The 21,268-nt window shown below is 35.0% G+C and carries 25 protein-coding genes; all 25 read right to left on the bottom strand.

Going from position 1 to position 21,268, the window contains the following annotated elements; all coding sequences use genetic code 11:
* Positions 1–14: 14 nt before the first annotated feature.
* Positions 15–779 (bottom strand): FliA/WhiG family RNA polymerase sigma factor, encoded by a 765-nt coding sequence (locus tag ACSBPO_RS07975; RefSeq protein WP_442599523.1) that lies wholly within the window; start codon positions 777–779, stop codon positions 15–17.
* Positions 780–822: 43 nt separating this feature from the next.
* On the bottom strand, positions 823–1,320 hold the full coding sequence (locus tag ACSBPO_RS07970; protein WP_442599522.1) for a chemotaxis protein CheD: 498 nt from the start codon (positions 1,318–1,320) through the stop codon (positions 823–825).
* Positions 1,313–1,954, bottom strand: a complete 642-nt coding sequence (locus ACSBPO_RS07965; protein ID WP_442599521.1) for a chemotaxis protein CheC — start codon at positions 1,952–1,954, stop codon at positions 1,313–1,315. Before ACSBPO_RS07965 ends, ACSBPO_RS07970 begins: the two co-directional genes overlap by 8 nt.
* Positions 1,955–1,961: 7 nt before the next feature.
* Positions 1,962–2,417, bottom strand: a complete 456-nt coding sequence (locus tag ACSBPO_RS07960; protein ID WP_442600330.1) for a chemotaxis protein CheW — start codon at positions 2,415–2,417, stop codon at positions 1,962–1,964.
* A 50-nt stretch (positions 2,418–2,467) separates the two neighbouring features.
* Positions 2,468–4,513, bottom strand: coding sequence for a chemotaxis protein CheW (locus ACSBPO_RS07955; protein WP_442599520.1), 2,046 nt, complete (start codon positions 4,511–4,513; stop codon positions 2,468–2,470).
* A gap of 16 nt (positions 4,514–4,529) precedes the next feature.
* Positions 4,530–5,621, bottom strand: coding sequence for a protein-glutamate methylesterase/protein-glutamine glutaminase (locus ACSBPO_RS07950; RefSeq protein WP_442599519.1), 1,092 nt, complete (start codon positions 5,619–5,621; stop codon positions 4,530–4,532).
* A gap of 8 nt (positions 5,622–5,629) precedes the next feature.
* Complete coding sequence (locus ACSBPO_RS07945; RefSeq protein WP_442599518.1) at positions 5,630–6,496, bottom strand: MinD/ParA family protein; 867 nt, start codon at positions 6,494–6,496, stop codon at positions 5,630–5,632.
* Positions 6,493–7,668, bottom strand: coding sequence for a flagellar biosynthesis protein FlhF (gene flhF, locus ACSBPO_RS07940; RefSeq protein ID WP_442599517.1), 1,176 nt, complete (start codon positions 7,666–7,668; stop codon positions 6,493–6,495). The genes ACSBPO_RS07945 and flhF overlap by 4 nt, the downstream gene beginning before the upstream one ends.
* A complete protein-coding gene (gene flhA, locus ACSBPO_RS07935) occupies positions 7,665–9,701 on the bottom strand; it encodes a flagellar biosynthesis protein FlhA (RefSeq protein ID WP_442599516.1) in 2,037 nt (678 codons plus the stop codon). The genes flhF and flhA overlap by 4 nt, the downstream gene beginning before the upstream one ends.
* Before the next feature lie 35 nt (positions 9,702–9,736).
* Positions 9,737–10,819: a flagellar biosynthesis protein FlhB gene (flhB, locus tag ACSBPO_RS07930; RefSeq protein ID WP_442599515.1), complete on the bottom strand. Its 1,083-nt coding sequence runs from the start codon at positions 10,817–10,819 to the stop codon at positions 9,737–9,739.
* Complete coding sequence (gene fliR, locus ACSBPO_RS07925; protein ID WP_442599514.1) at positions 10,820–11,596, bottom strand: flagellar biosynthetic protein FliR; 777 nt, start codon at positions 11,594–11,596, stop codon at positions 10,820–10,822.
* 4 nt (positions 11,597–11,600) lie between these two features.
* Positions 11,601–11,870, bottom strand: coding sequence for a flagellar biosynthesis protein FliQ (gene fliQ / locus ACSBPO_RS07920; RefSeq protein ID WP_442599513.1), 270 nt, complete (start codon positions 11,868–11,870; stop codon positions 11,601–11,603).
* A 12-nt stretch (positions 11,871–11,882) separates the two neighbouring features.
* A complete protein-coding gene (gene fliP / locus ACSBPO_RS07915; protein WP_442599512.1) occupies positions 11,883–12,548 on the bottom strand; it encodes a flagellar type III secretion system pore protein FliP in 666 nt (221 codons plus the stop codon).
* A complete protein-coding gene (locus ACSBPO_RS07910) occupies positions 12,545–13,222 on the bottom strand; it encodes a flagellar biosynthetic protein FliO (RefSeq protein WP_442599511.1) in 678 nt (225 codons plus the stop codon). The genes fliP and ACSBPO_RS07910 overlap by 4 nt, the downstream gene beginning before the upstream one ends.
* A gap of 27 nt (positions 13,223–13,249) precedes the next feature.
* Positions 13,250–13,612 carry a response regulator gene (locus tag ACSBPO_RS07905; protein ID WP_442599510.1) on the bottom strand — a complete coding sequence of 121 codons (363 nt, stop codon included), beginning with the start codon at positions 13,610–13,612 and terminating at the stop codon, positions 13,250–13,252.
* Positions 13,613–13,634: 22 nt separating this feature from the next.
* Positions 13,635–14,873, bottom strand: a complete 1,239-nt coding sequence (gene fliY / locus ACSBPO_RS07900; protein WP_442599509.1) for a flagellar motor switch phosphatase FliY — start codon at positions 14,871–14,873, stop codon at positions 13,635–13,637.
* The gene (fliM, locus tag ACSBPO_RS07895) at positions 14,863–15,861 is read right to left on the bottom strand and encodes a flagellar motor switch protein FliM (protein ID WP_442599508.1); all 999 of its coding nucleotides are present in this window, start codon (positions 15,859–15,861) and stop codon (positions 14,863–14,865) included. Before fliM ends, fliY begins: the two co-directional genes overlap by 11 nt.
* 95 nt (positions 15,862–15,956) lie before the next feature.
* Entirely contained in the window at positions 15,957–16,385 is a 429-nt protein-coding gene (fliL, locus tag ACSBPO_RS07890; RefSeq protein WP_442599507.1) for a flagellar basal body-associated protein FliL, read from the bottom strand.
* The gene (locus ACSBPO_RS07885) at positions 16,375–16,593 is read right to left on the bottom strand and encodes a flagellar FlbD family protein (RefSeq protein ID WP_442599506.1); all 219 of its coding nucleotides are present in this window, start codon (positions 16,591–16,593) and stop codon (positions 16,375–16,377) included. The genes fliL and ACSBPO_RS07885 overlap by 11 nt, the downstream gene beginning before the upstream one ends.
* A 49-nt stretch (positions 16,594–16,642) precedes the next feature.
* Positions 16,643–17,833, bottom strand: a complete 1,191-nt coding sequence (locus ACSBPO_RS07880; protein WP_442599505.1) for a flagellar hook protein FlgE — start codon at positions 17,831–17,833, stop codon at positions 16,643–16,645.
* 71 nt (positions 17,834–17,904) lie between these two features.
* Positions 17,905–18,291 carry a TIGR02530 family flagellar biosynthesis protein gene (locus ACSBPO_RS07875; RefSeq protein ID WP_442599504.1) on the bottom strand — a complete coding sequence of 129 codons (387 nt, stop codon included), beginning with the start codon at positions 18,289–18,291 and terminating at the stop codon, positions 17,905–17,907.
* An 18-nt stretch (positions 18,292–18,309) separates the two neighbouring features.
* Positions 18,310–18,951 (bottom strand): flagellar hook assembly protein FlgD, encoded by a 642-nt coding sequence (flgD, locus tag ACSBPO_RS07870; protein ID WP_442599503.1) that lies wholly within the window; start codon positions 18,949–18,951, stop codon positions 18,310–18,312.
* 10 nt (positions 18,952–18,961) lie between these two features.
* Positions 18,962–20,185, bottom strand: coding sequence for a flagellar hook-length control protein FliK (locus tag ACSBPO_RS07865; RefSeq protein ID WP_442599502.1), 1,224 nt, complete (start codon positions 20,183–20,185; stop codon positions 18,962–18,964).
* A 31-nt stretch (positions 20,186–20,216) separates the two neighbouring features.
* Positions 20,217–20,813: a MotE family protein gene (locus tag ACSBPO_RS07860; protein ID WP_442599500.1), complete on the bottom strand. Its 597-nt coding sequence runs from the start codon at positions 20,811–20,813 to the stop codon at positions 20,217–20,219.
* A gap of 9 nt (positions 20,814–20,822) precedes the next feature.
* A complete protein-coding gene (gene fliJ, locus ACSBPO_RS07855) occupies positions 20,823–21,266 on the bottom strand; it encodes a flagellar export protein FliJ (protein ID WP_442599499.1) in 444 nt (147 codons plus the stop codon).
* Between the last annotated feature and the right edge of the window lie 2 nt (positions 21,267–21,268).

Genomic DNA, 21,268 nt, shown 5'->3' with positions numbered 1-21,268 from the left:
AAGGTTTAATTATATTATATTAATTTAACTAAAGATTGGTTTAACTTAAATAAGGCACGTGAATGAATTTGTGAAATTCTAGATGTCGATAGGCTCATTACTTGACCGATTTCAGTTAAGGTTAATTCTTCGAAATAAAACAAACTTACGACCAATTTTTCTTTTTCATTCAATTTTTCAATTAATTTAGCTAAATCATCAACTAACTCACTTTTTATCAGCTTTTCTTCAGGATGAATTGCTTTTTCATCTTTAATAGCAAACCCTGCACTTTCTTTATCATCTAACTCCACAGGTTGTTCATCAATAGAAAGAACATTTGCATAAAAATGTTCATTAATTGTCGTACATACTTCATCTTCTGGAATACCTAATTCTACTGCAATTTCCGAAGATGATACATTTCTCATATATCTTTGCTCCAATTTTTCAATTGTCGCTTCAATTCTTTTTGCTTTTTCCCTGGTCGAACGTGGGAGCCAATCTTCTTTACGCAGTCCGTCAATAATTGCTCCTCTTACTCGAAAAGAAGCATACGTATCAAATTTAAGATCACGGGTTGGATCAAATTTTTCTAATGCATCCAGTAATCCAATCATACCTAAAGAATTAAGATCATCCCGGGAAACATTTTTAGGTAAACCAGTGGCGATTCGTTGTACATGGTACGACACTAGAGTTAAATATTTTTTGACTAGGAAGTTGCCTGCCTCTGCATCTCGAGATTTTGTCCATTGTTTCCAAGCTGTTTGTTCGTCAAATAAATAAGTCTGTACCATGGCTCCCCTCCTAACTCGGCTAAATCAATGTATCGCCATTATTTTATATGAAATGAATTCCCTTATTTACCGTTCGTATTTCAAGCATATAAGTATTAGTATCAAACTCAATTGTCCTACCACAGTTTCCGCCAACATCCTCTGATACGATAGGAATACGATGTTTTAATAATTCCTTTTTCACAGCTTCTACATTTCGAGGACCAATGCGCATAATATCGCTAGCAGAGGAAAATTGAAACATTTGGGCTCCACCCGCTATTTTGGATTTTAAATTACTCTGAAGTGCTCCAGATTGAGTCAATTGAGTAATTAATCCATCTACTGCTGTATCTGCATATTTGGCAATATTCATTCCACCAACTTTTGCTAGAGATGAATCTGGAAGCATGATATGAGCTAAACCAGCAATTTTACTAATTTGGTCGTAAATAACTATACCCACACAGGAACCCAGACCCGAAGTTCTTATGGAGAGGGGTGATTTTACTACTTTCAGATCAGATATCCCTACTTTTACTACGGTCATGCAGTCATTCATTTGAAGTAACTCCTAATGCTTTAAAAATGACAGGAAAAGAATCTGGGTCTGGTAAAAGGAAAAAGTTTCCTTTTACACTTTCATTCTCATTTGTTTCCAGCTCATTTAAAGCTGTATCAATAACAATAGCATGGTCCGACACCTGAGATAATTCAATAATTCCATAACTAATAATTGCACCAAACATGTCTATACTTAAAGCTGGAACTGATGGATATAATGATAAATTTGTAAAATCGGATAGAGCTGATAAATACGAACCTGATAGAATATTCCCTAGTTCTTGCAGAGCTGACATTGCAATTTCATTGTTTGGTTCCTCCATAAAGGAATAGTTAGGTTCATCTATCATCTGTTGAATGAACCTACTAGCTTGATGGATTGGAAGAACAAAAAACATACTACCTGATACATCGCCCTCTAATCTTAAAAAAACAGTAGCAACAATATTCTCTGGACCACCGACCATTTCCATCATTTCATCAAAACCTACTATTTTCACACTCGGAACATTCATATCGACCCGTTTATTTAATAGTTTCGAAAGAGCGGTTGCGGCATTCCCTGCGCCAATATTTCCAATTTCTCTAAGAATATCTAAATGAAGAGTGGTTATTTGGTTAACAAATGACATCCTTTTTTTACCCTTCGAGTCCTTTAGTTAATTTACCATCTTCTACATTTAATACTTTTGCTAAATCTAATAAGATTAATAGGCGCTTGTCTAATTTCACTACCCCGTTAATATATTCTGCTTCTGTTACACCAATTACTTCTGGAGGTGGTTCAATCGCATCCGCTTTAATATCAATCACATCGTTTGCGGCATCAACAATTAATCCAACTTCAATTTGATCAAAGGCTACGATAATAACTCTTGTGCTGTCAGTGTTTTCTTGTTCTTCTAACCCAAATCTTTTACGTAAATCAACAATTGGAGTCACTACACCACGCAGGTTGATTACACCCTTTATGTAGTCAGTTGTTCTAGGAACACGTGTAATATGCTGTAATTTTTCAATTGAGCGTACTTGGCTTACTGGGATTGCATATTCCTTTTCCTTTAATTGAAAAATAATGATCTTTAAATCTGTCATTACTAGTTCGGTCATTGTATTCACTCCTCTTAACATTGAAATCAGCAATATTATTTTATTAATGCATTGCAATCAACAATAAGTGCAACTTGTCCATCTCCCAATATAGTTGCACCAGAAATGGCAAATGCACTAGTTAAATAGCTTCCTAGTGATTTAAGTACAACCTCTTGTTGACCGATAAAGGAATCTACAACTAACCCAGCCATACGGTCCCCTTTTCTTACGATGACAACTGAATAAAATCCATCGTCCTCCTTGACTTCAGGAACTTCAAATAGATCTTTTAAGAAAAGTAGTGGTACAACCTTCCCTCGGAAATCAATAACCTTTTGGTTATGTGCATTTAAAATTTCTTCTCTTTTAACGATTGCTGTTTCAATAATAGAAGAAAGTGGAATTGCATATTTTTCTTTTTGAATTTCTACTAGCATAACTGAAATTATGGATAGAGTAAGCGGTAATTGGATTGAGAAAATAGAACCTTTCCCCAACTCAGAATCAATCGTAACAGAGCCACCTAATGATTCAATTGTATTTTTTACAACATCTAAACCTACACCACGACCCGAAATATCAGATATCTTTTCAGCTGTCGAGAAACCAGATGCAAATATTAATTCGTATACCTGTTTGTCCGTTAAGGAAGCCGCAACTTGTTCGCTTACAATTCCTTTATTAATAGCTTTTTGTAATACACGTTCTCTGCTGATTCCTGCACCATCATCTTCAATTTCAATAAAAACATGGTTTCCACTATGGTAAGCTTTCAGGACAATGGTACCCTCTTCATTTTTACCTCGTTGTCTACGAACATCAGGTGTTTCAATTCCATGGTCTATTGCATTTCGCAGCAAGTGAACAAGTGGATCTCCAATTTCATCAATAACGGTACGATCAAGTTCCGTTTCTGCACCAATGATATCTAGATTTAATTTTTTATTTAAATCTCTAGCTAATTGTCGAACCATACGTGGAAAGCGACTAAATACTGTATCAACAGGCACCATTCTCATATTTAGAATAATATTTTGAAGATCACCTGAAACTCTCGTCATTCTCTCAACCGTTTCATGAAGTTCCTGGTTATTTAATTCTCTAGATATTTGTTCCAAACGTCCTCTATCAATAACTAATTCTTCGAAAAGATTCATAAGGATATCTAATCTTTCAATATTCACACGAATGGTCTTATTAGCTACACTTACTTGTTTTGATTTTTTCTGTTCTTCCTCTACCTGAACATCATTATTTTCTTTAACATTAGATGGTTGAGATTCGAGTAGTCCTGCCTCAATAACAACAGCTTCAGTTTGTTGACGCAGTTGTTCAATATCAAGAGACATAACCTCTACTTTTTGAACCTCTGAAACTTTAAGAACTTTTTTCTCTATATCATCCGTTGTTTCTTTTGATACTACCGTAATAGTAAATGAGTGATCAAATTGTTCCTCTTCTAATTGATCAACCGAAGGATTTGATTTAATAACTTCACCAATTTTTTCAATGACTTCAAAAACCATAAATACACGTGCTGCTTTTAATAAACAATCTTCTCTTAAGGATACGGTAATTTCGAAACAATTAAATCCTTGTTCCTTTGATTGTTGAATAACTGTCATTTCAAACTCATCGTAATTATTTTTCCCTACTACTTTTTCTGTCATAACAGCAGCTGCAACTTCCTGTATGGTTGATGAGATTGTATTTATTGCTTCACCTTTTTCAATCTTTTTAAATTTTTCAACCACAGATGAAACATCACGTTTCCCGTCGCCACCTTCTGAAATAGACTGAACCATTGCTTCTAAGTGATCAACAGCTTCAAAAACTACGTCTAGAATTTCTGGGGTAACGGAAATTTTCAAGTTACGAATAGCATCTAATACATTCTCCATTTGGTGAGTCAAACTAGCGAGATCTTCATATCCCATTGTTGCAGACATACCCTTTAATGTATGAGCTGAACGAAAAATTTCATTTACAATCTTAATATCCTCTGGGCTCTTTTCTAATTCTAATAAATGAACATTGCAAGCTTGTAAATGTTCCTTACTCTCCTCAATAAATACCTCTAAATATTGATTCAATTCCATATCCCCACGCCCCTACTTAAACATATTTCAAAATCTTTTCAGCAATATTTTCTACCTCAGTTACCTCATCCACTAGTTTTGTAGCGATAGCTGCTTTAGGCATACCATAGACAATGGAGGTACTTTCAGACTCTGCAATCGCTTTAACGGTACCTTTATATTTTAACTGTCTTAGTCCTTGAGCCCCATCTGTCCCCATACCTGTCATAATAACGGCTATTTTGGCAAATCCACTAAGGTCACTAAGTGATTCAAACAATACATCTACAGATGGACGATGCCCGTTTCTTGCCTGAGTCTGATCCAATTGAATAGCTAAACTAGTACCCACTTGCTTCACTTTTAAGTGATATCCACCAGGTGCAATATAAGCTACTCCCTTTTTCGCTAACTCTCCGTCTTCTGCTTCCTTCACTTTAATTTGTGATAAAGAATCTAAACGACTTGCAAGAGATTTGGTAAAACCAGGTGGCATATGTTGGACAATAAACAATGGTGCTTCTACTTCTTTTGGAAGTTTTGTTAATACATGTTGTAAGGCACGAGGCCCACCGGTAGAGGTCCCGATACAGATGATTTTTTTGGATGACTTCTCCCACTTTTGACTAGTAATGAAAGTTTGATTCTCTAGTTCTATTTTACTATAATGAGTAAGTTTAGGAACAGATATTATTTGGTTAACTTTCGAATTTACTAATCTAGCGATATTAGCCTTTCGTGCTGAAAGAACCTTTTGAATTAATTCATCCTTCACCTTGTATAAATCTAATGAGATGGAGCCGGAAGGTTTTGCGATAAAATCAACTGCTCCATTTTGAATTGCTAATAGTGTATTTTCTGCTCCTTCTTTCGTTGTACTTGAAAGCATAATGACAGGAACAGGCGATGCTTCCATTATCATTTTTAAGGCTTCGATACCGTTTAACACAGGCATTTCTACGTCCATTGTGACAACATCTGGCTTAAGGTCCTTTATCTTTTTTATCGCATCTTCACCATTTCTTGCTGTCCCAATCACCTCTAGTTCAGGATGATCAGATAAAAAATCATGAATCAGCTTTCGCATAAATGCAGAATCATCGACGATAAGTACTTTTGTTTTCTCCATTTTCTGCACTACCTTTCAAAGAGAAATTTCTTTAACTTTGAAACAAATGGTAACGGTTTTATATATTCATCAGTAAACCTCTGTTTTTGATACCTTTCAGTTAAAGAACGAATAGCAATTGATGAAGGTGATTTTGGATTATAAAGTAAAAAAGGAACTTGGCGTTTTACGGCTTGCTGAATAGTTCGGTCCTCAGGAAGGTGACCTAAAGACGTTATTTCTCTGCCCAAAAAATTGCTTACGACAGTAGATATTTTTTTATACGTTTCTATTCCTTCTTTTTCCGACGAAGTTTTATTAACCACTAAATAAAATGGTAGGTTAGAATCATTTAAATGAATAAATTTCATCGTTGCATACGCATCCATAATGGATGTCGGTTCAGGCGTTGTAACGACAATGATTTCATGAACAGATAGAAGAATTCTTAACGAATCATTGGATATCCCAGCTCCCATATCAAAAATAACGAGGTCATATTTTTGAAATAGTAACTGTAATTGATGTGTAAATTCTTCAAGGATATCGGTATCAAAATTAATTAGCTGTGTCAGTCCGGTCCCACCCGCTATATAGTGCAGTCCTTCATTTCCTTCCATCACAATATCTTGAAGTGGGACTCGTTTTGTTAAATGGTCGACAATGGAGTATTCTGGAGCTTTCCCCATTAATATATCTAGATTTCCCATTCCAATATCCATATCTATTAATAAAACACGTTGTTTCAATCTTACTAGGGATAATGAAAAATTTAGTGAAAAATTTGATTTTCCCACTCCGCCTTTTCCACTTACAACTGCAATAGCCTTCGCATTCTGCTTATCTTCTATTTGAGTCTTTAATCTTAGACGTAATTTCTCAGCTTGATCATTCATTTCATTTCGACTCCAAGAATAGTATTAGCAATTGCTTCTGGTGTAGCCGTTATTAAATCATCCGGAACATCTTGCCCATTTGTTAAATAAGCCACTCCTAATTGACAATTAATGATGAGATTAAGCATTGAACCATAAACGGATGTTTCATCTACTTTAGTAAAAATTAACCGATCAATTTTAACAGTAGAAAATTGTTTAAAAATGTCCTCCATATCCTTTTGTTTTGAGGTTAGTGCTAATACTAGAAAGCTTTCCATATCTTTTTGGAAATCAATGATTTTTTTCAAATCTTCTACATACTGCTGATTTCTAAAATTACGTCCAGCTGTATCTATCAAAACCACATCATAATCTTGAAATTTTTTTGTCGCTTCATGAAAATCTTGAATGTTATAACATACTTCAATTGGTACATTTAATATTTTGGCATAGGTCTTTAATTGATCAATCGCTGCAATGCGATAAGTATCTGTAGTAATGAAAGCTACTTTCTTTTTATATTTAAGTACACACTCTGCAGCCATTTTTGCTAAAGTAGTCGTTTTTCCTACTCCCGTTGGACCGACCACATTTACATATTTCTTGTCAAATGAGATACCGGCATAGTGTAAATGCATAATCTCTTTTGAAATTTCTTCACTAGCCCAGCCTATTAATTCCTTTTCAGATGAATTTGCACCTTCTAAAAACCATTTTTCCAAAAGTTTTCCAACTAATTTTTCGATAAGTATTGAACTCATTTCCTGATTCTGTAAATGTAGTTCTATTTTCTGAATTGGCTCTGGCAATATGGCAGTTTTAACTTGTTGAGAGGCAAGATTCTTCATTAAAGACTTTAATTCTGTTATTTCCGAAAGCAATTCATCTGTATTTTTAGAATGATTTATTTTAACTTCTGGGTATTCCGTAGGTTCTTTATCTTTTTCAATTGGCTTATGTGTGATTGTTTGAGCCAAAGGTCGATTAACCTGATCACGTGTGGTAGACGTTTGATTCGGTTTAGGATCAATTGCAGCGATCACTTCAATATTTTTTTTCTTAAAAAAACCTAAAAATCCCCCAGTTTGAACTATTTTAGAATTTAAAATGACAGCATCATTTCCTAGTTCAGCACGAATAATTTTCATGACTTCAGGCATATTAGCTGCTACATATTTTTTTACCTTCACTCTATGTTCACCACCCCAACACTTTGAACTTCAACGCTTGATTCTAATTCATTATAAGAAAGGATAGGTACTTGCGGGAAATACCTTTCTGTTAATTGTCTAACATACATTCTCACTGCAGGTGAACACAAAATAATCGGTGATTGTTCCATTAACGAAAGTTGTTCTACCTGAACGGCAATGGTTTCTAAAATTGCTTGAGAATGAGCAGGGTCAATGGATAGATAATTGCCATGTTCCGTTTGCTGAATTCCATCCGCAATCAGTTTTTCTACTTTCCCCGACAATGTGACTACCTTTAATACATCTGATCTTCCACTGTATTGATTAGTAATTTGACGAGCAAGTGCTTGTCTAACGTATTCTGTTAAAATATCTGTATCCGATGTAACCTTTCCAAAATCCGCCAATGTTTCAAATATAATCGGCAAGTTTCGGATGGACACATTTTCCTTTAATAATTTTGCTAATACTTTTTGAACTTCTCCAACTGATAATGGATTTGGAGTGACTTCCTCAATTAAGATAGGATAACTTTCCTTGATGTGATCGATAAGTTGTTTGGTTTCTTGTCGTCCTAATAATTCATATGCATTTGCTTTAATGACTTCTGTTATATGGGTAGATACGACCGAGGGCGGATCAACTACGGTATATCCAAAAATTTCTGCTTGTTCTTTCATCGATTCCGTTATCCATTTGGCTGGCAACCCAAACGATGGCTCTATCGTATCAATTCCCTCAACGGAATCATCATCGACACCTGGACTCATAGCTAGATAGTGATCTAATAGTAACTCTCCTCGAGCCATTTCATTTCCTTTTATTTTTAATCGATATTCATTCGGCTGTAATTGGATATTATCTCTAATTCTAACCACTGGAATGACTAGACCTAACTCGATGGCAAGTTGCCTTCTAATCATGACAATACGATCTAATAAATCTCCACCCTGATTTGCATCAGCTAGTGGAATCAGTCCATATCCAAATTCAAATTCAATTGGATCAACGTTTAAAAGGTTTACGACACTTTCCGGACTCTTCATTTCGTCTGTTTCTAATTCCTGCTCTAACTCCTGAATACGCTCATCATCTTGTTTTGGAACACGAGAGAACATATACCCTCCAACTCCCAAAAGTGCAGCGATTGGAAGGGTCAACACATCATTTATTGGTGTAAACAAACCTAATAATAGAATGGTCCCACCAGTAACATAAAGCATGTATGGATATTTTAAAAGCTGTTGTGTAATATCTTGTCCAAGGTTTCCATCTGAAGCAGCCCGTGTTACCACAATACCCGTAGCAGTTGAGATTAACAATGCAGGGATTTGACTGACAATTCCATCTCCAACGGTAAGTAAAGAGTATTTCTTTGCAGCTTCTGCAATGGGTAATCCATCTTGCATCATCCCAATTACGATTCCGAAAATTAAGTTTATAAGGACAATAATGATACCAGCTATTGCATCCCCTTTAACAAATTTACTGGCTCCATCCATTGAACCAAAGAAATCGGCTTCTCTTCCAACTTTTTCTCTTCGTTCACGTGCCTGCTGTTCAGAGATCATTCCAGCATTTAAGTCAGCATCAATACTCATTTGTTTCCCAGGCATTGCATCTAAAGTGAAACGAGCAGCAACTTCAGAAACACGTTCAGAACCTTTAGTAATAACAACAAACTGAATAATAATTAAAATTAAGAAAACAACCATTCCAACCAAAGCATTTCCACCAACAACGAAGGTACCAAATGTTTCAACCACGCCTCCAGCTTCACCTTTTGATAGAATGGAACGAGTGGTAGAGACATTTAAGCCTAAACGAAACAAAGTTAAAAGTAATAATAATGAAGGGAAAATGGAAAAATCTAAAGGTTCATTCATATTCATGGAATTTAGTAAAACTAAAAGAGCAAGTGAGATATTCATAATAATCAGTACACTTAATAACCATGATGGAAATGGAATAATCAACATGGCTACAATTAATATAACACTGAGCAATACTGACAAATCTCTTGCTTTCATAAAATTCTCTCCTCACTCTGAAGCTAACAAAACGGCTAAATTTTATTTTTTGTGCGATAAACGAATGCTAATAGTTCCGCAACTGCTTTAAAGAACTCTTCGGGAATAGCATCGCCTATTTCTGTTTGACTGTATAAAGCTCTTGCCAAAGGTCGATTTTCTACTGTGATCACATCATTTTCCTTTGCGATTAATTTTATTTTTTGAGCAACATAGTCCACACCCTTAGCGACCACATATGGGGCATCCAATTTTTCTTCATCATACTTTAACGCTACAGCAAAATGAGTTGGGTTCGTGATAACAACATCTGCTTTTGGCACTTCTTGCATCATTCTTCTCATAGCCATTTCTCTCTGGCGTTGCTTAATTTTTGATTTAATAAGGGGATCCCCTTCAATATTTTTATATTCATCCTTAATATCTTGCTTTGACATTCGGATGTTTTTTTCAAAATCAAACTTTTGATATAAATAATCTAAAATGGCTAAAAATAATAAACCACCTGAACAAAATAGACCCATTTGAACGGTAATCGTACCAAGTGTAGCAAGTGCTGTTCCAATTGACTTTTGTGAAAGGACTAATATCTCATCTAGTCGATTCCATAGAATTCCAAATGCAATCGCACCTACAAACGAAATTTTCAATATCGATTTTATTAATTCTACTAAAGATCTTAAGGAAAAAATTTTTTTAAAACCTTGTATTGGATTTATCTTTTCCAGCTTCATCTGTATGGCTTCCGTAGAGAAGAGAAATCCAACTTGGGCATAATTTGCCGCAACAGCGGCTACCAAGGCTATGATTAAAATAGGACCTAAGAAAGAAGCCATCTCTCGTAATATCACAGTAAAGAAAGAGGAGAGATTTTGTTCTGTAATATCCATTAGTAAGTAGTCTTGATAGGAATGCCGAAATAAGTTTAGTAGTATTCCTAATAAATATTTACCCGCCATCCATAAGAATAGAAAAATAGCTAATAATAACACAGACGTATTGATGTCTTGACTTTTAGCAACCTGACCTTTCTTTCTTGCATCTTGCCTCTTTTTCGGGGTAGCTTTTTCCGTTTTTTCACCTGAAAAAAACTGTAAATCAAGTGATAGTAAGTCCACTTAGTCCCCCCCTAAAATTTCCATAAAATGACGCATAGTATAAAGCATAGTCTCTATCATATAAGAAACCGCAGTCATCATGACACTCATTAGTATAATAATGACAATAAAACTTACGGCCACTTTAATTGGCATCCCTACAACAAAAATATTTAGTTGCGGAACGGTTCTAGCCATTATTCCTAAGGCTACATCAACTAAAAAAAGGCAGCCTACAACGGGTAGTGACATTTGGAAAGCAATCATAAACATTTGTGAAAATGCTTTTAAAACAAATTCGATAAGATTCGAATCTCCAAAAGGCAGCCACTCTTGCTCTAGTGAAATAAATTGATAGGAATGAAAAATACCGTCAATTAATAAATGATGACCATTTATGGTTAGTAAAAATAATAAAGCTATGGTGTAAAAATATTGTCCCATAAGGGGACTTTGTGCACCTGTTTGGGGATCAATAACATTCGCAATAGCAAACCCCATTTGAAAATCTATTAATCCTCCTGCTACCTGAATGGCTGATAGCATCATATAGGCTACAAAGCCGATCATAATTCCTACTAAGGCTTCCTTCATGATAAGTAAATAGTAAGTACCATCAATTTCCAAGACAGGAACATCTAAAGTAAAATAAATAATCCAAGCTAAGAAAAATCCAATTCCTACTTTATGTGTCGTTGGAATCGTCCGATAAGAAAAGAGAGGCATCATTAAAAAAAATGAAGTCACTCTTACAAAAATTAATAAAAAAGCAGGGAAATGTGGGATAAAATCTAGCATTCCTTTAACCTACAAACCTCGTTAAATTTGAAAAAATTTCTGATGTATAGGAAAGCATATGACTAAGCATCCATGGTCCAAAAAAAACAATACCTAGCAATACAGCCACAATTTTTGGGACAAATGCGAGAGTTTGTTCCTGAATTTGAGTAGTCGCTTGGAAGATACTAACAATCAAACCAACTACTAATGCAAGCACTAGTATTGGTCCGCTAATCATTATGACCGTATAAATTCCTCGTTCTGCAATAGTAATGACTGTTTCTGAATTCATTTAGATCACCGCCTAAAAGCTTTGTAAAAGAGATTTGACTACTAGATACCAGCCATCTACCAAAACGAACAATAGAATCTTAAATGGCAAGGAAATCATAACAGGAGGAAGCATCATCATCCCCATAGACATTAAAACACTGGCTACAATCATATCAATCACTAGAAATGGAATAAAAATCATAAACCCAATCTGAAAGGCAGTTTTTATCTCACTAATAGCAAATGCCGGAACAAGTGCAGTTAAAGGAATATCTTCTATTTTTTCTGGCCTATCCACTTTTGCATATTCTAAAAATAGAGCTAAATCTTTTTGTCTGGTCTGACCACTCATAAACTCTTTAAAGGGAGTTGCTGCTTTTTCATAGGCTTGTTCAAGAGTGATCTTTTCATTAAATAAAGGAGTTAAAGCTTCTTTATTAACAGTTTGGAAGGTCGGAGCCATGATAAAAAATGTCAAAAATAAGGATAATCCAATAATCACTTGATTAGGTGGCATTTGTTGTGTTGCAAGCGCTGTTCTGACAAAGGAAAGAACAATAACAATCCTCGTAAAACAGGTCAATAAAATCAAAATACTTGGTGCAATGGAAAGAACGGTGAGAAGTAATAGCAGTTTAACCGATGTGGAGACATTCTCAGGAGCACTGCTATTAAAGATTTCCATGAATTCATTCATTGTTGATCAGTACCTTTCTTCTCCATTTCTTTCATAAACTTTTTTCTGCCATTTGAAATATCTTTTAATTGCTTTTTTAACAAAGTAGCAAATTGATTTTCATCTTCTGGTAACGAAGATTTGACCTTGTTTGTTCTTTCCAATAACTTTGTCACAATATCACTTGGTTGAATCATTTGTTCCATTCTTTGATTGTAAGCCTCAATCATTTCACGATATTCCTCTTGATCATCTATCTCTTTTAACAACTGAATGGTTTCCCCAACACCAACAACTAAAATCCGATTTCCTACTTTTATCATTTGAACTGATCGGTTTGAACCAAGACTTGTACCACCTAAATTTTCAACCATTTGTGTTGATTGGAAAGATTTACTTTTTTTGTTAACAAACTTTAACACAGCATATAAAAGTGCAATGACAAATAGTAAAGCAAAGATCATTTTGACAAAATCGAAAAATGTAACACCAACAGTACTTGTACTTTTATCGTTTTGTTTCCCCTGGTCCTTACCTTTATCTTGATTAGGAGCTAATTCTGGTTGCTCACAGTTTTTTGGGTTTTCATAGCAATCCTTCACACTATTATTTACTGGCTCTGCATAGGCCACTGATTGCGAACCTAGCAGAGCAATAAATACGAACAAAAATAATTTACTTATCCATGTTTTCATAAATTAGGTCAACACCCTTAATAAAGATTATCCAAGGGTTTTGCCTATGGCTTCTAAAACCCTGTCAGCTTGGAAAGGCTTTACGATAAAGTCCTTTGCACCTGCTTGGATAGCATCTATAACCATTGCTTGTTGCCCCATAGCAGAACACATAATTACTTTAGCATTTGGATTTATTTTTTTTATTTCTTTTAATGCGGTAATTCCGTCCATTTCTGGCATTGTGATGTCCATTGTAACTAAATCTGGTTGAGTTTCTTTATATTTTTCAACTGCTTGTGCCCCATCTGCTGCCTCTCCAACTACTTCGTATCCATTTTTACTAAGAATATCTTTGATCATCATTCTCATAAATGCTGCGTCATCAACAATTAAAATTTTATTTGCCATTTCCCCGTTAACCCCTATCTATTTATTTTAATTTTTTTATACGGTCGCTCTGACTAATAATATCAGTTACTCTTACACCAAAATTTTCATCAATAACAACTACTTCACCTTTGGCAATTAACCGGTTATTGACTAAAATGTCAACTGGTTCACCAGCTAATTTATCTAGTTCAATAATGGAACCCGATGATAGTTCTAATATTTCTTTCACTGACCTTTTAGTACGTCCTAGTTCAACACTAACCTGTAACGGTATATCTAATAACATATCTAAATTTTTAGGCTCCACTTCAGGAGCCCTATATGTCTCAAAGTTTGAGAATACAGCTGGTTGAATGTTTTGTGGACTCATGTTGGCTAAGTTGTTTCCAAAATGTTGTGGTGTATTTGGATACCCCACATTAGTTGGTGCCTGGTAACCATAATCTGGTTGATTAGGATATGGTTGCTGCCAGTTTTCCTGTTGTTGATTCAAAACAGGTGGTTGTGCGTTGCTAACCGAACTCACGGGTGCATGATCAGCTATCGGCTTATCTTCCACTTTAGGCTGTTGGTTAGTTGGTGCTGGTGCTGGTGAAGGATTTAACAACTCCTCCACTAATCCTTTTGCAAATTCCAATGGAACTAATTGCATAATGGATGAATCAATTAAATTTCCAACCTTTAAACGGAAGGAGATTTTCACCATCATTTCCTCATTTGGGATTCGGTGTGTCCCCTCGCCAGTTTGAGTATCAAGGATATCTATCATTGGGGGAGAAATATCTACCCTTTTGCTAAAAATCGTTGACATAGAAGTGGCAGCAGAACCCATCATTTGGTTCATTGCTTCCTGAACAGCACTTAATTGAATTTCTCCCATTAAGTCTCCAGGACTTGTGCCGTCTCCACCAAGCATCAAATCGGCAATAATAGCGGCATCACCTTGCTGAATAACCAATAAATTGCTTCCAGAAAAACCTTCTGTATAGCTAACTTGTATTGCAACATATGGATGTGGAAACTCTTCATTAATTTTTTCTCTTGGAATGACTGTAACTGAAGGTGTTGTTATATCTACCTTTTGATTTAATAACGTAGATAATGCAGTTGCTGAACTTCCAAATGAAATATTCCCTATTTCTCCTAAAGCATCTTGCTCCATTAATGATAAGTAATCTTCAACTAAAAATACATGGGATTCTTCTTCCATTTCTTCTGGATCAGAACCTCTTAACAAAGCATCAATTTCATCTTGGGATAGCATGCCATCACTCATCACCGTCGTCTCCTCCCTTCAATGTATCCAGTACTTGAATAGCTATCTTTTTATTTACTTTTCCTGGTTGTCCAATAAATTTAGGAATATCTCCAACTTTTATCGTTAGAGGTTGTACAATTAATTGATTTAACTCAATTACATCACCAACATCTAACATTAAAAAGTCTTGAATAGAAATTTCAGATTCACCTAATTCAACAACAACTGAAACATCTGCATTTTGAATTTGCTTTTCAAGTAATTCAACCTCATAAGGCTTTGTTTCTTTCTTTTCTTTTTGCATCCAATAATGGACAGATAATTTAGGGATAATTGGTTCAAGTACCACATGTGGAATACAGATATTGATCATTCCACTAACTTCTCCAATAGTAGTATTTAAGGAAATGACAACTACGGTTTCATTGGGTGATACCATTTGTAAAAATTGCGGATTCACCTCAAAAATATCCAACATTGGATCGATATCATATATCGAACTCCATGCTTCGGTTAAGTTTTCAAAGGCTCTCTCAAAGGTAGTTGACATGATTCTAGTTTCAATTTCTGTTAAATTCTCGACCTTGCTCATGCTGCTTCCTCGTCCACCTAGCATTCGATCCAACATAGCATAAGCGATATTTGGATTAACCTCCATTAAGATTCTCCCATCTAATGGCGGAACTTCAAATACGTTTAGTATAGTCATTTTGGGAATAGAACGTATGAATTCCTCATAGGGGATTTGGTCAGCTGATGCTACACTTATTTGTACATACGTTCTTAGTTGTGCTGAAAAAAATGTGGTTAATAACCTTGCAAAATTTTCATGAATTCTAGTTAAACTTCTTATTTGATCCTTCGAAAAACGAAGGGCACGCTTAAAATCGTAAGTTCTTACCTTTTTTTCGGTATGCTCCTTTTTTAACTCATCGGCATCCATTTCACCAGTTGATAATGCAGATAACAGAGCATCAATTTCACTTTGGGATAACACTTCTCCTGACAATATCCTCACCTCCAGTTTTGATCCTTTTTTAGATAAGAAGCATTAGTTATACAGATGAAAGTCTAATAAAATCTTCGTTCTTATCTTTATACCTCTTATTGGAGGAGAGATTGAGTAATGTAAACCTTCACCACTTTACCTTCTTGCATCAATTTATTGATATCTACTTTCAACGTTTCCTCTAACTTTTGTTTACCTTCTTTTCCTTGGAGATCCTCAACCTTTTTTTCTGATAACTCCTGAATGATAATATTTTTTACTTGGAAATCTCGCTTTTCTAGTTCCTCTTTTGCCTTTTTACCATCTGTTTGTATTTTAAATGAAATGCGAATAAAATCATTGGTAGCTAAATTTGTTGTTATTTCTTCGACATCTACCGTAGTTTTTAAAACCTCTTCGATTGTCGGTTCTTTTTCTTTTCCTTCATCGGACATTTTTAGCACAATCGTAAGTGCAATGGCACCGACAAGTGCAATGGCAACTAGCAAAACTACCATGATCATGAGCAGCTTGTTATTCTTCATTTTCTTTTTCCCCCAACTGTTGTCCTAGAAGGTTTACTGTTTGATAAAAATTTATAATGGCTTGGTGAACCTCATCCTCTGTTTCTTTTACAACATACTTCCGTCCATTTGTTAATGTAATGGTAGTATCAGGAAAGGACTCAATTGTTTCAAAGTATATAGCATTTAAGATGAATTTTTTTCCGTTTAATTTCGTTACCTTTATCACTTTATTTATTGGGGATAGAAGTTTTAGCTTCTATCCCCTTCCTCCTAAACTATCGTTTTAAGTTTACTAGCTCTTGAAGGATTTCATCTGAAGTTGTGATGATTCTTGTATTTGCTTGGAATCCACGCTGTGCTGTAATCATTTCAGTAAATTCTTCAGAAAGGTCAACATTGGACATTTCTAACGTTCCTGCCGCAATTGAGCCGCGACCTTCTCCGGGTACATCTACATTTGCTGCACCGGAGTTAATAGATTGTTGGAAAGTATTAGAGCTTGCTTTAGTTAAACCTGAAGGGTTACTGAATTTTGCTAGTGCAATAACTCCTAGAGTTTTTACTAAACCGTTTGAATACACCCCATTAACCTCTCCAAGAGAACCAATATTAAAACTTTCAAGTGTTCCTTCTGTATTTCCATCAGGAGTTACAAGAGCAGTAGTTGGACCTGATAGTTGTTTTAGGCCTGACAATTTCATTGTCATTGATGGCGCATTTCCACCAGTAGGAGTATATCCCCATGATACTGTACTTGGATTATTTGTAAGATTACCTGAAGCATCAAAAGTTAATGTAACTGGTGTATTTAAATTAGGTGAACTCATTATCCAAGTAGTAGCATTGTTCTTTTTAAACGTAACTTCTAATTTTTGAGGATTACCAGCTGTATCAATTACTTCAATTTGTTGTGAATATTCAGAACCATCCACTGCTTCTTTTGATAAATTATCGGTAAAATCAATTGTCTTTGTAGTAGTTGGAGGTAAAACACCATTTACGTTTACAGCAATATCCCCATATACATTTGTTGGATTTCCAGTTGCGTCTACCTTAAACGCTTGAACCTTAAATCCATCACCATTTACAAGTGTTCCATTATCATCTAAATAAAAGTTTCCAGCACGAGTATAAGATTCAGCATCACCTTGTTTTACTATAAAATAACCATCACCAGAAATTGCTAGGTCTAACGATCTACCGGTGGTCTGTAAACTTGATTGTGTATGAATAGTATCAATCGATGCCAGGGTAGAACCAAGTCCTACTTGCATTGGGTTCTTACCGCCTCTATTATTTTGTGCTGCACTCGCACCAGCTATTGTTTGGCTCATTGTATCTTTAAAAGTTACACGGCCTTTTTTATAGCCGTATGTATTAACATTGGCAATATTGTTACCAATTACATCTAATTTTGTTTGGAAATTTTTCATTCCACTAATTCCTGAGAACATTGAGCGTAACATTTGATTAACTCCCTTCAGATTATAGCTGCTTCAATCGATCCACAGCTTGGCCTCCAAAATTGGTCCAGCCATTAAGAATCTATAATTATTGTTCCGTTTATATTAGTGAAGATTTGTGTTGCTGCTTCATCACGAGCCATTGCCGTGATAACGGTGTTATTTTTGGCACTCACGATTAATGCAGCATCTTTTAAAAGAACTAATGAATCTTTAACACCCATCTTTTTAGCCTCTGCTACCTTATTTTCTATTAACCCCCACCGTTTTGAATCAATATCAATTCCTCTTTGGATTAACCTTTCTTTTGCATGTTTACTAACAGTCAATTTAGGTTGAACGGTAATAGCATTTTGCAAATGATGAGAAAAAGAGGTTGCAGCTGGTTGCATTTGTTTTTTCTGGATAACTTGTTGTGAGATGGGCTGAGTTGGCAACGGACGAAAAATTGATTTTTCCATCCAACCACTTCCTTTTCTCTATTCTATTTTCGTGATTTGTGCTGAAGTAATTTTAGTTCCGGTTTCATCATCAAGTTCAAATAATGTTTTTCCATCCTTAAATGATACAGATTTAACCGTAGCCATCATACTTTCATTACTTGCATCGCTATAAGTAACTTTTTTACCAATCATCATGGATGCTTGTATTATATGGTTTTCTGAAGGCATTTCACTAACTTGTGAAATATTTGCTGGTTCAAGCTTTGTTCCATCTTCCAAAATAAAATACACTTGATTTTCTTTAAACTGGATGGATGAAACGCGTCCTTTACCTTGCTCAATAGCTGGTGCAGATGAATCATCGGAAGCTTCAGATAATTTATGCCATGTTACTTCTTTCCCAACAAATTGGTTGTAAGTAACCATGCTATTTTGTTTTTGCAGCTCTACAAACTGTTCGATTGATTTTCCCATATTGGTCATTTGTTCAAGACTTGAGAAAGTAGCCATTTGAGCAACAAAATCCTTATCCTGCATTGGATTCAAGGGGTCTTGATTCTGTAATTGGGTCATTAAAATCTTTAAAAAATCATCTTTTCCTAATACATCAGACCCTGTTTTTCTTGTTTGAGCCTGATAACTCGATAATAATAACGATGAATTAATTGTATTTGCCATTTTTCATCACCTAAGCCTCTAATTCTAGTGCCTCTAAAAAAGATTGGGTAAATTCACCATTAGAATCTGATTTCTCTTGTTGCTTTTTTTGCTCCTCTTGTTCTCTTCTATGTTGTTCGGGATCCCGCTGAAAGGAACGTTCTTGGGAACTCATTTGTTCGGAGATTTCAATTCTTTCAACTTGGATATTTTGATTAGCTAGTGCTTGCTTAAGTCCATTAAGATGAGACTCTAAAGAATCCTTTGCTGCACCAGTTGTTGTCAAAATTTTCGCTACTAGCATCTGATCTTTTTGAATTAATTCTATACGTAAGGATCCAAGATGCTCTGGAGCTAATTTTATGAATAGCCTCTGCATGCCTTCCGTTTTTGAAAACTGACTCTTTGCTAGAAGATTTTCAAATTGCTGGATAAGTTGTTCCGCAGAAACAGGTCGTTTTACATCCCCAAGCATTAAGGTTAGTTGTTCAGATTTTGACATATGTTGTAAAAAATGATTACCCGATTCTAATCCTTCCACTTGCTTTACTGAAGTAGAAATATTTTTGTTTAAATCTCCGCTTAATAGGGTAAATGTTTTTTGAAGATAATCTGATTTAAAGTTTGAAGAAGAGTTTTTTATTACCTGCTCCAACTTTTCAGTCAATGATTCGATTAACTTCGAAATACTACTATTCGATTGCCATGTTGTATCTTGATTTTTCGAGAGTAAATCTACTAGTTTTGTAAATTTCATCAATTTAGCAAAATCTTGATCTACTATTTTTTTAAACTCCTGAATAGGTAAGCTTTGCATAGCTGTCAAAAGCGCTACAAGATCATCCATATTCTCGAATAATGTAGTATCGTCTTTAGAAAGGGTATCGTTTTCCTTAAGAATGCGACTTAATTTTTCGGTGATAGAAGTAAGTTCCTGCTCTGATATACCTAACATTTCTTTGGCTATTTGCTCTGGATTTATATTGGTATTTGACAGAAGCTTATCTAATACATCAGATCCATTTTCTAAGTTAAAAATATCCTGATTGCCTAAAAATGAAGTTAAATCCATAAGTTCCTGTTGCGATAATAAATCACCTTTTACCAGTTTGTTTTCGATGGATTTAGATGGATTAGAGTTCAAGATGGTAGTTAAAACTGCCCCAAACCCAGTGTATGATTTTGAATCAGGGTTTTTATTTCCGACTTTCATCTCAGCATTAGGAACTAATGCTACACTTCCGATATTCCCCATACTTTCACCTCCCTTCAATTAAACCAAATCATTATTCTTTGCTGCTTTCCGTCGTCAAAAGCTCGGTATACTTAGCGGCATCTTCTGCTGACATATTTTCCATAATTTTTGCTAATGTATCTGCTTTCACATTCGTTAAAATTTTTAGCGCTTCTTCCTCAGTCATACTTACAAGGATTGGTGCTGCTTTCTTAGGAGAAATGGTTTCATACGTTTGGACAATTTCTTTAAATGCTCGTTTATTCTCTTCTTGAATCGCCATTAATTCATCTATCTGAGCCTGTAATTGTTCTTTTTCTAACTTGGATCTATCGATTTCTTGGTCTTTACTTTCTAACTGAGACTCCAACTTATCTATTTTCGCTTTACCATCTTGTATGGAAGCCTCTAATGAAACAATATTAGATTCTAACTTTTCAATAGACTTAGCGTTTTCACCAGAAATATATTTAGAAACAAAAGGCACTTTCTGACCAACGTCTTTAACCGTTTCAAAAACGTTCTTACCAGCAACAGTCATAACAATAATCGTTACCGTAATGGCAAACAGCAATGGGATCAGTACGACAATTAAAAACCATTGAAATCGATTATACTTATTTTCATTTTGCTCTAGAGATTTATCCAATATAATCACCTAATTTTCACGATACATAAATTGTTGTATTGAAATATCATCCATCTGTTTACCTTCTAGATACTTCATCTCATTTAAGAACTTATGAAAATCCTTTTCTTTCATTTTGGTATACTTCTTTACTTCGATATTTTTTTCTTGGAGTTTTTCTTGGAGAAAATTCATTCTGTTTCTAGCATTCATCACCATTTTTTGATAATGTTCGATCGTCTTTTCCATGTTAATAATAAACTGTTGGTGATGTTTAATCTCTTGGACCGGAAGTCCTGTCCTTAATTTTTCAGATTGATAGCTTTCTAAATCCTCTTTTTTCTTAAGTAGTTCATATAATTTCTCAGCTGCATCTTCGAATTTTTTTACTGACTCGTTAAAGATGGAAAGGGCATCGTCCTTTTCCCTTTCTTTTATGTGAAGGATATTATCAAACCTGAATCGATAGCTCATGG

It is taken from the genome of Neobacillus sp. D3-1R (genome assembly GCF_052180215.1).
Lineage (GTDB): Bacteria > Bacillota > Bacilli > Bacillales > Cytobacillaceae > Pseudoneobacillus.
The sequence above is the reverse complement of the archived record's forward strand: the minus strand, read 5'-3'. Positions and strand labels throughout refer to the sequence as shown.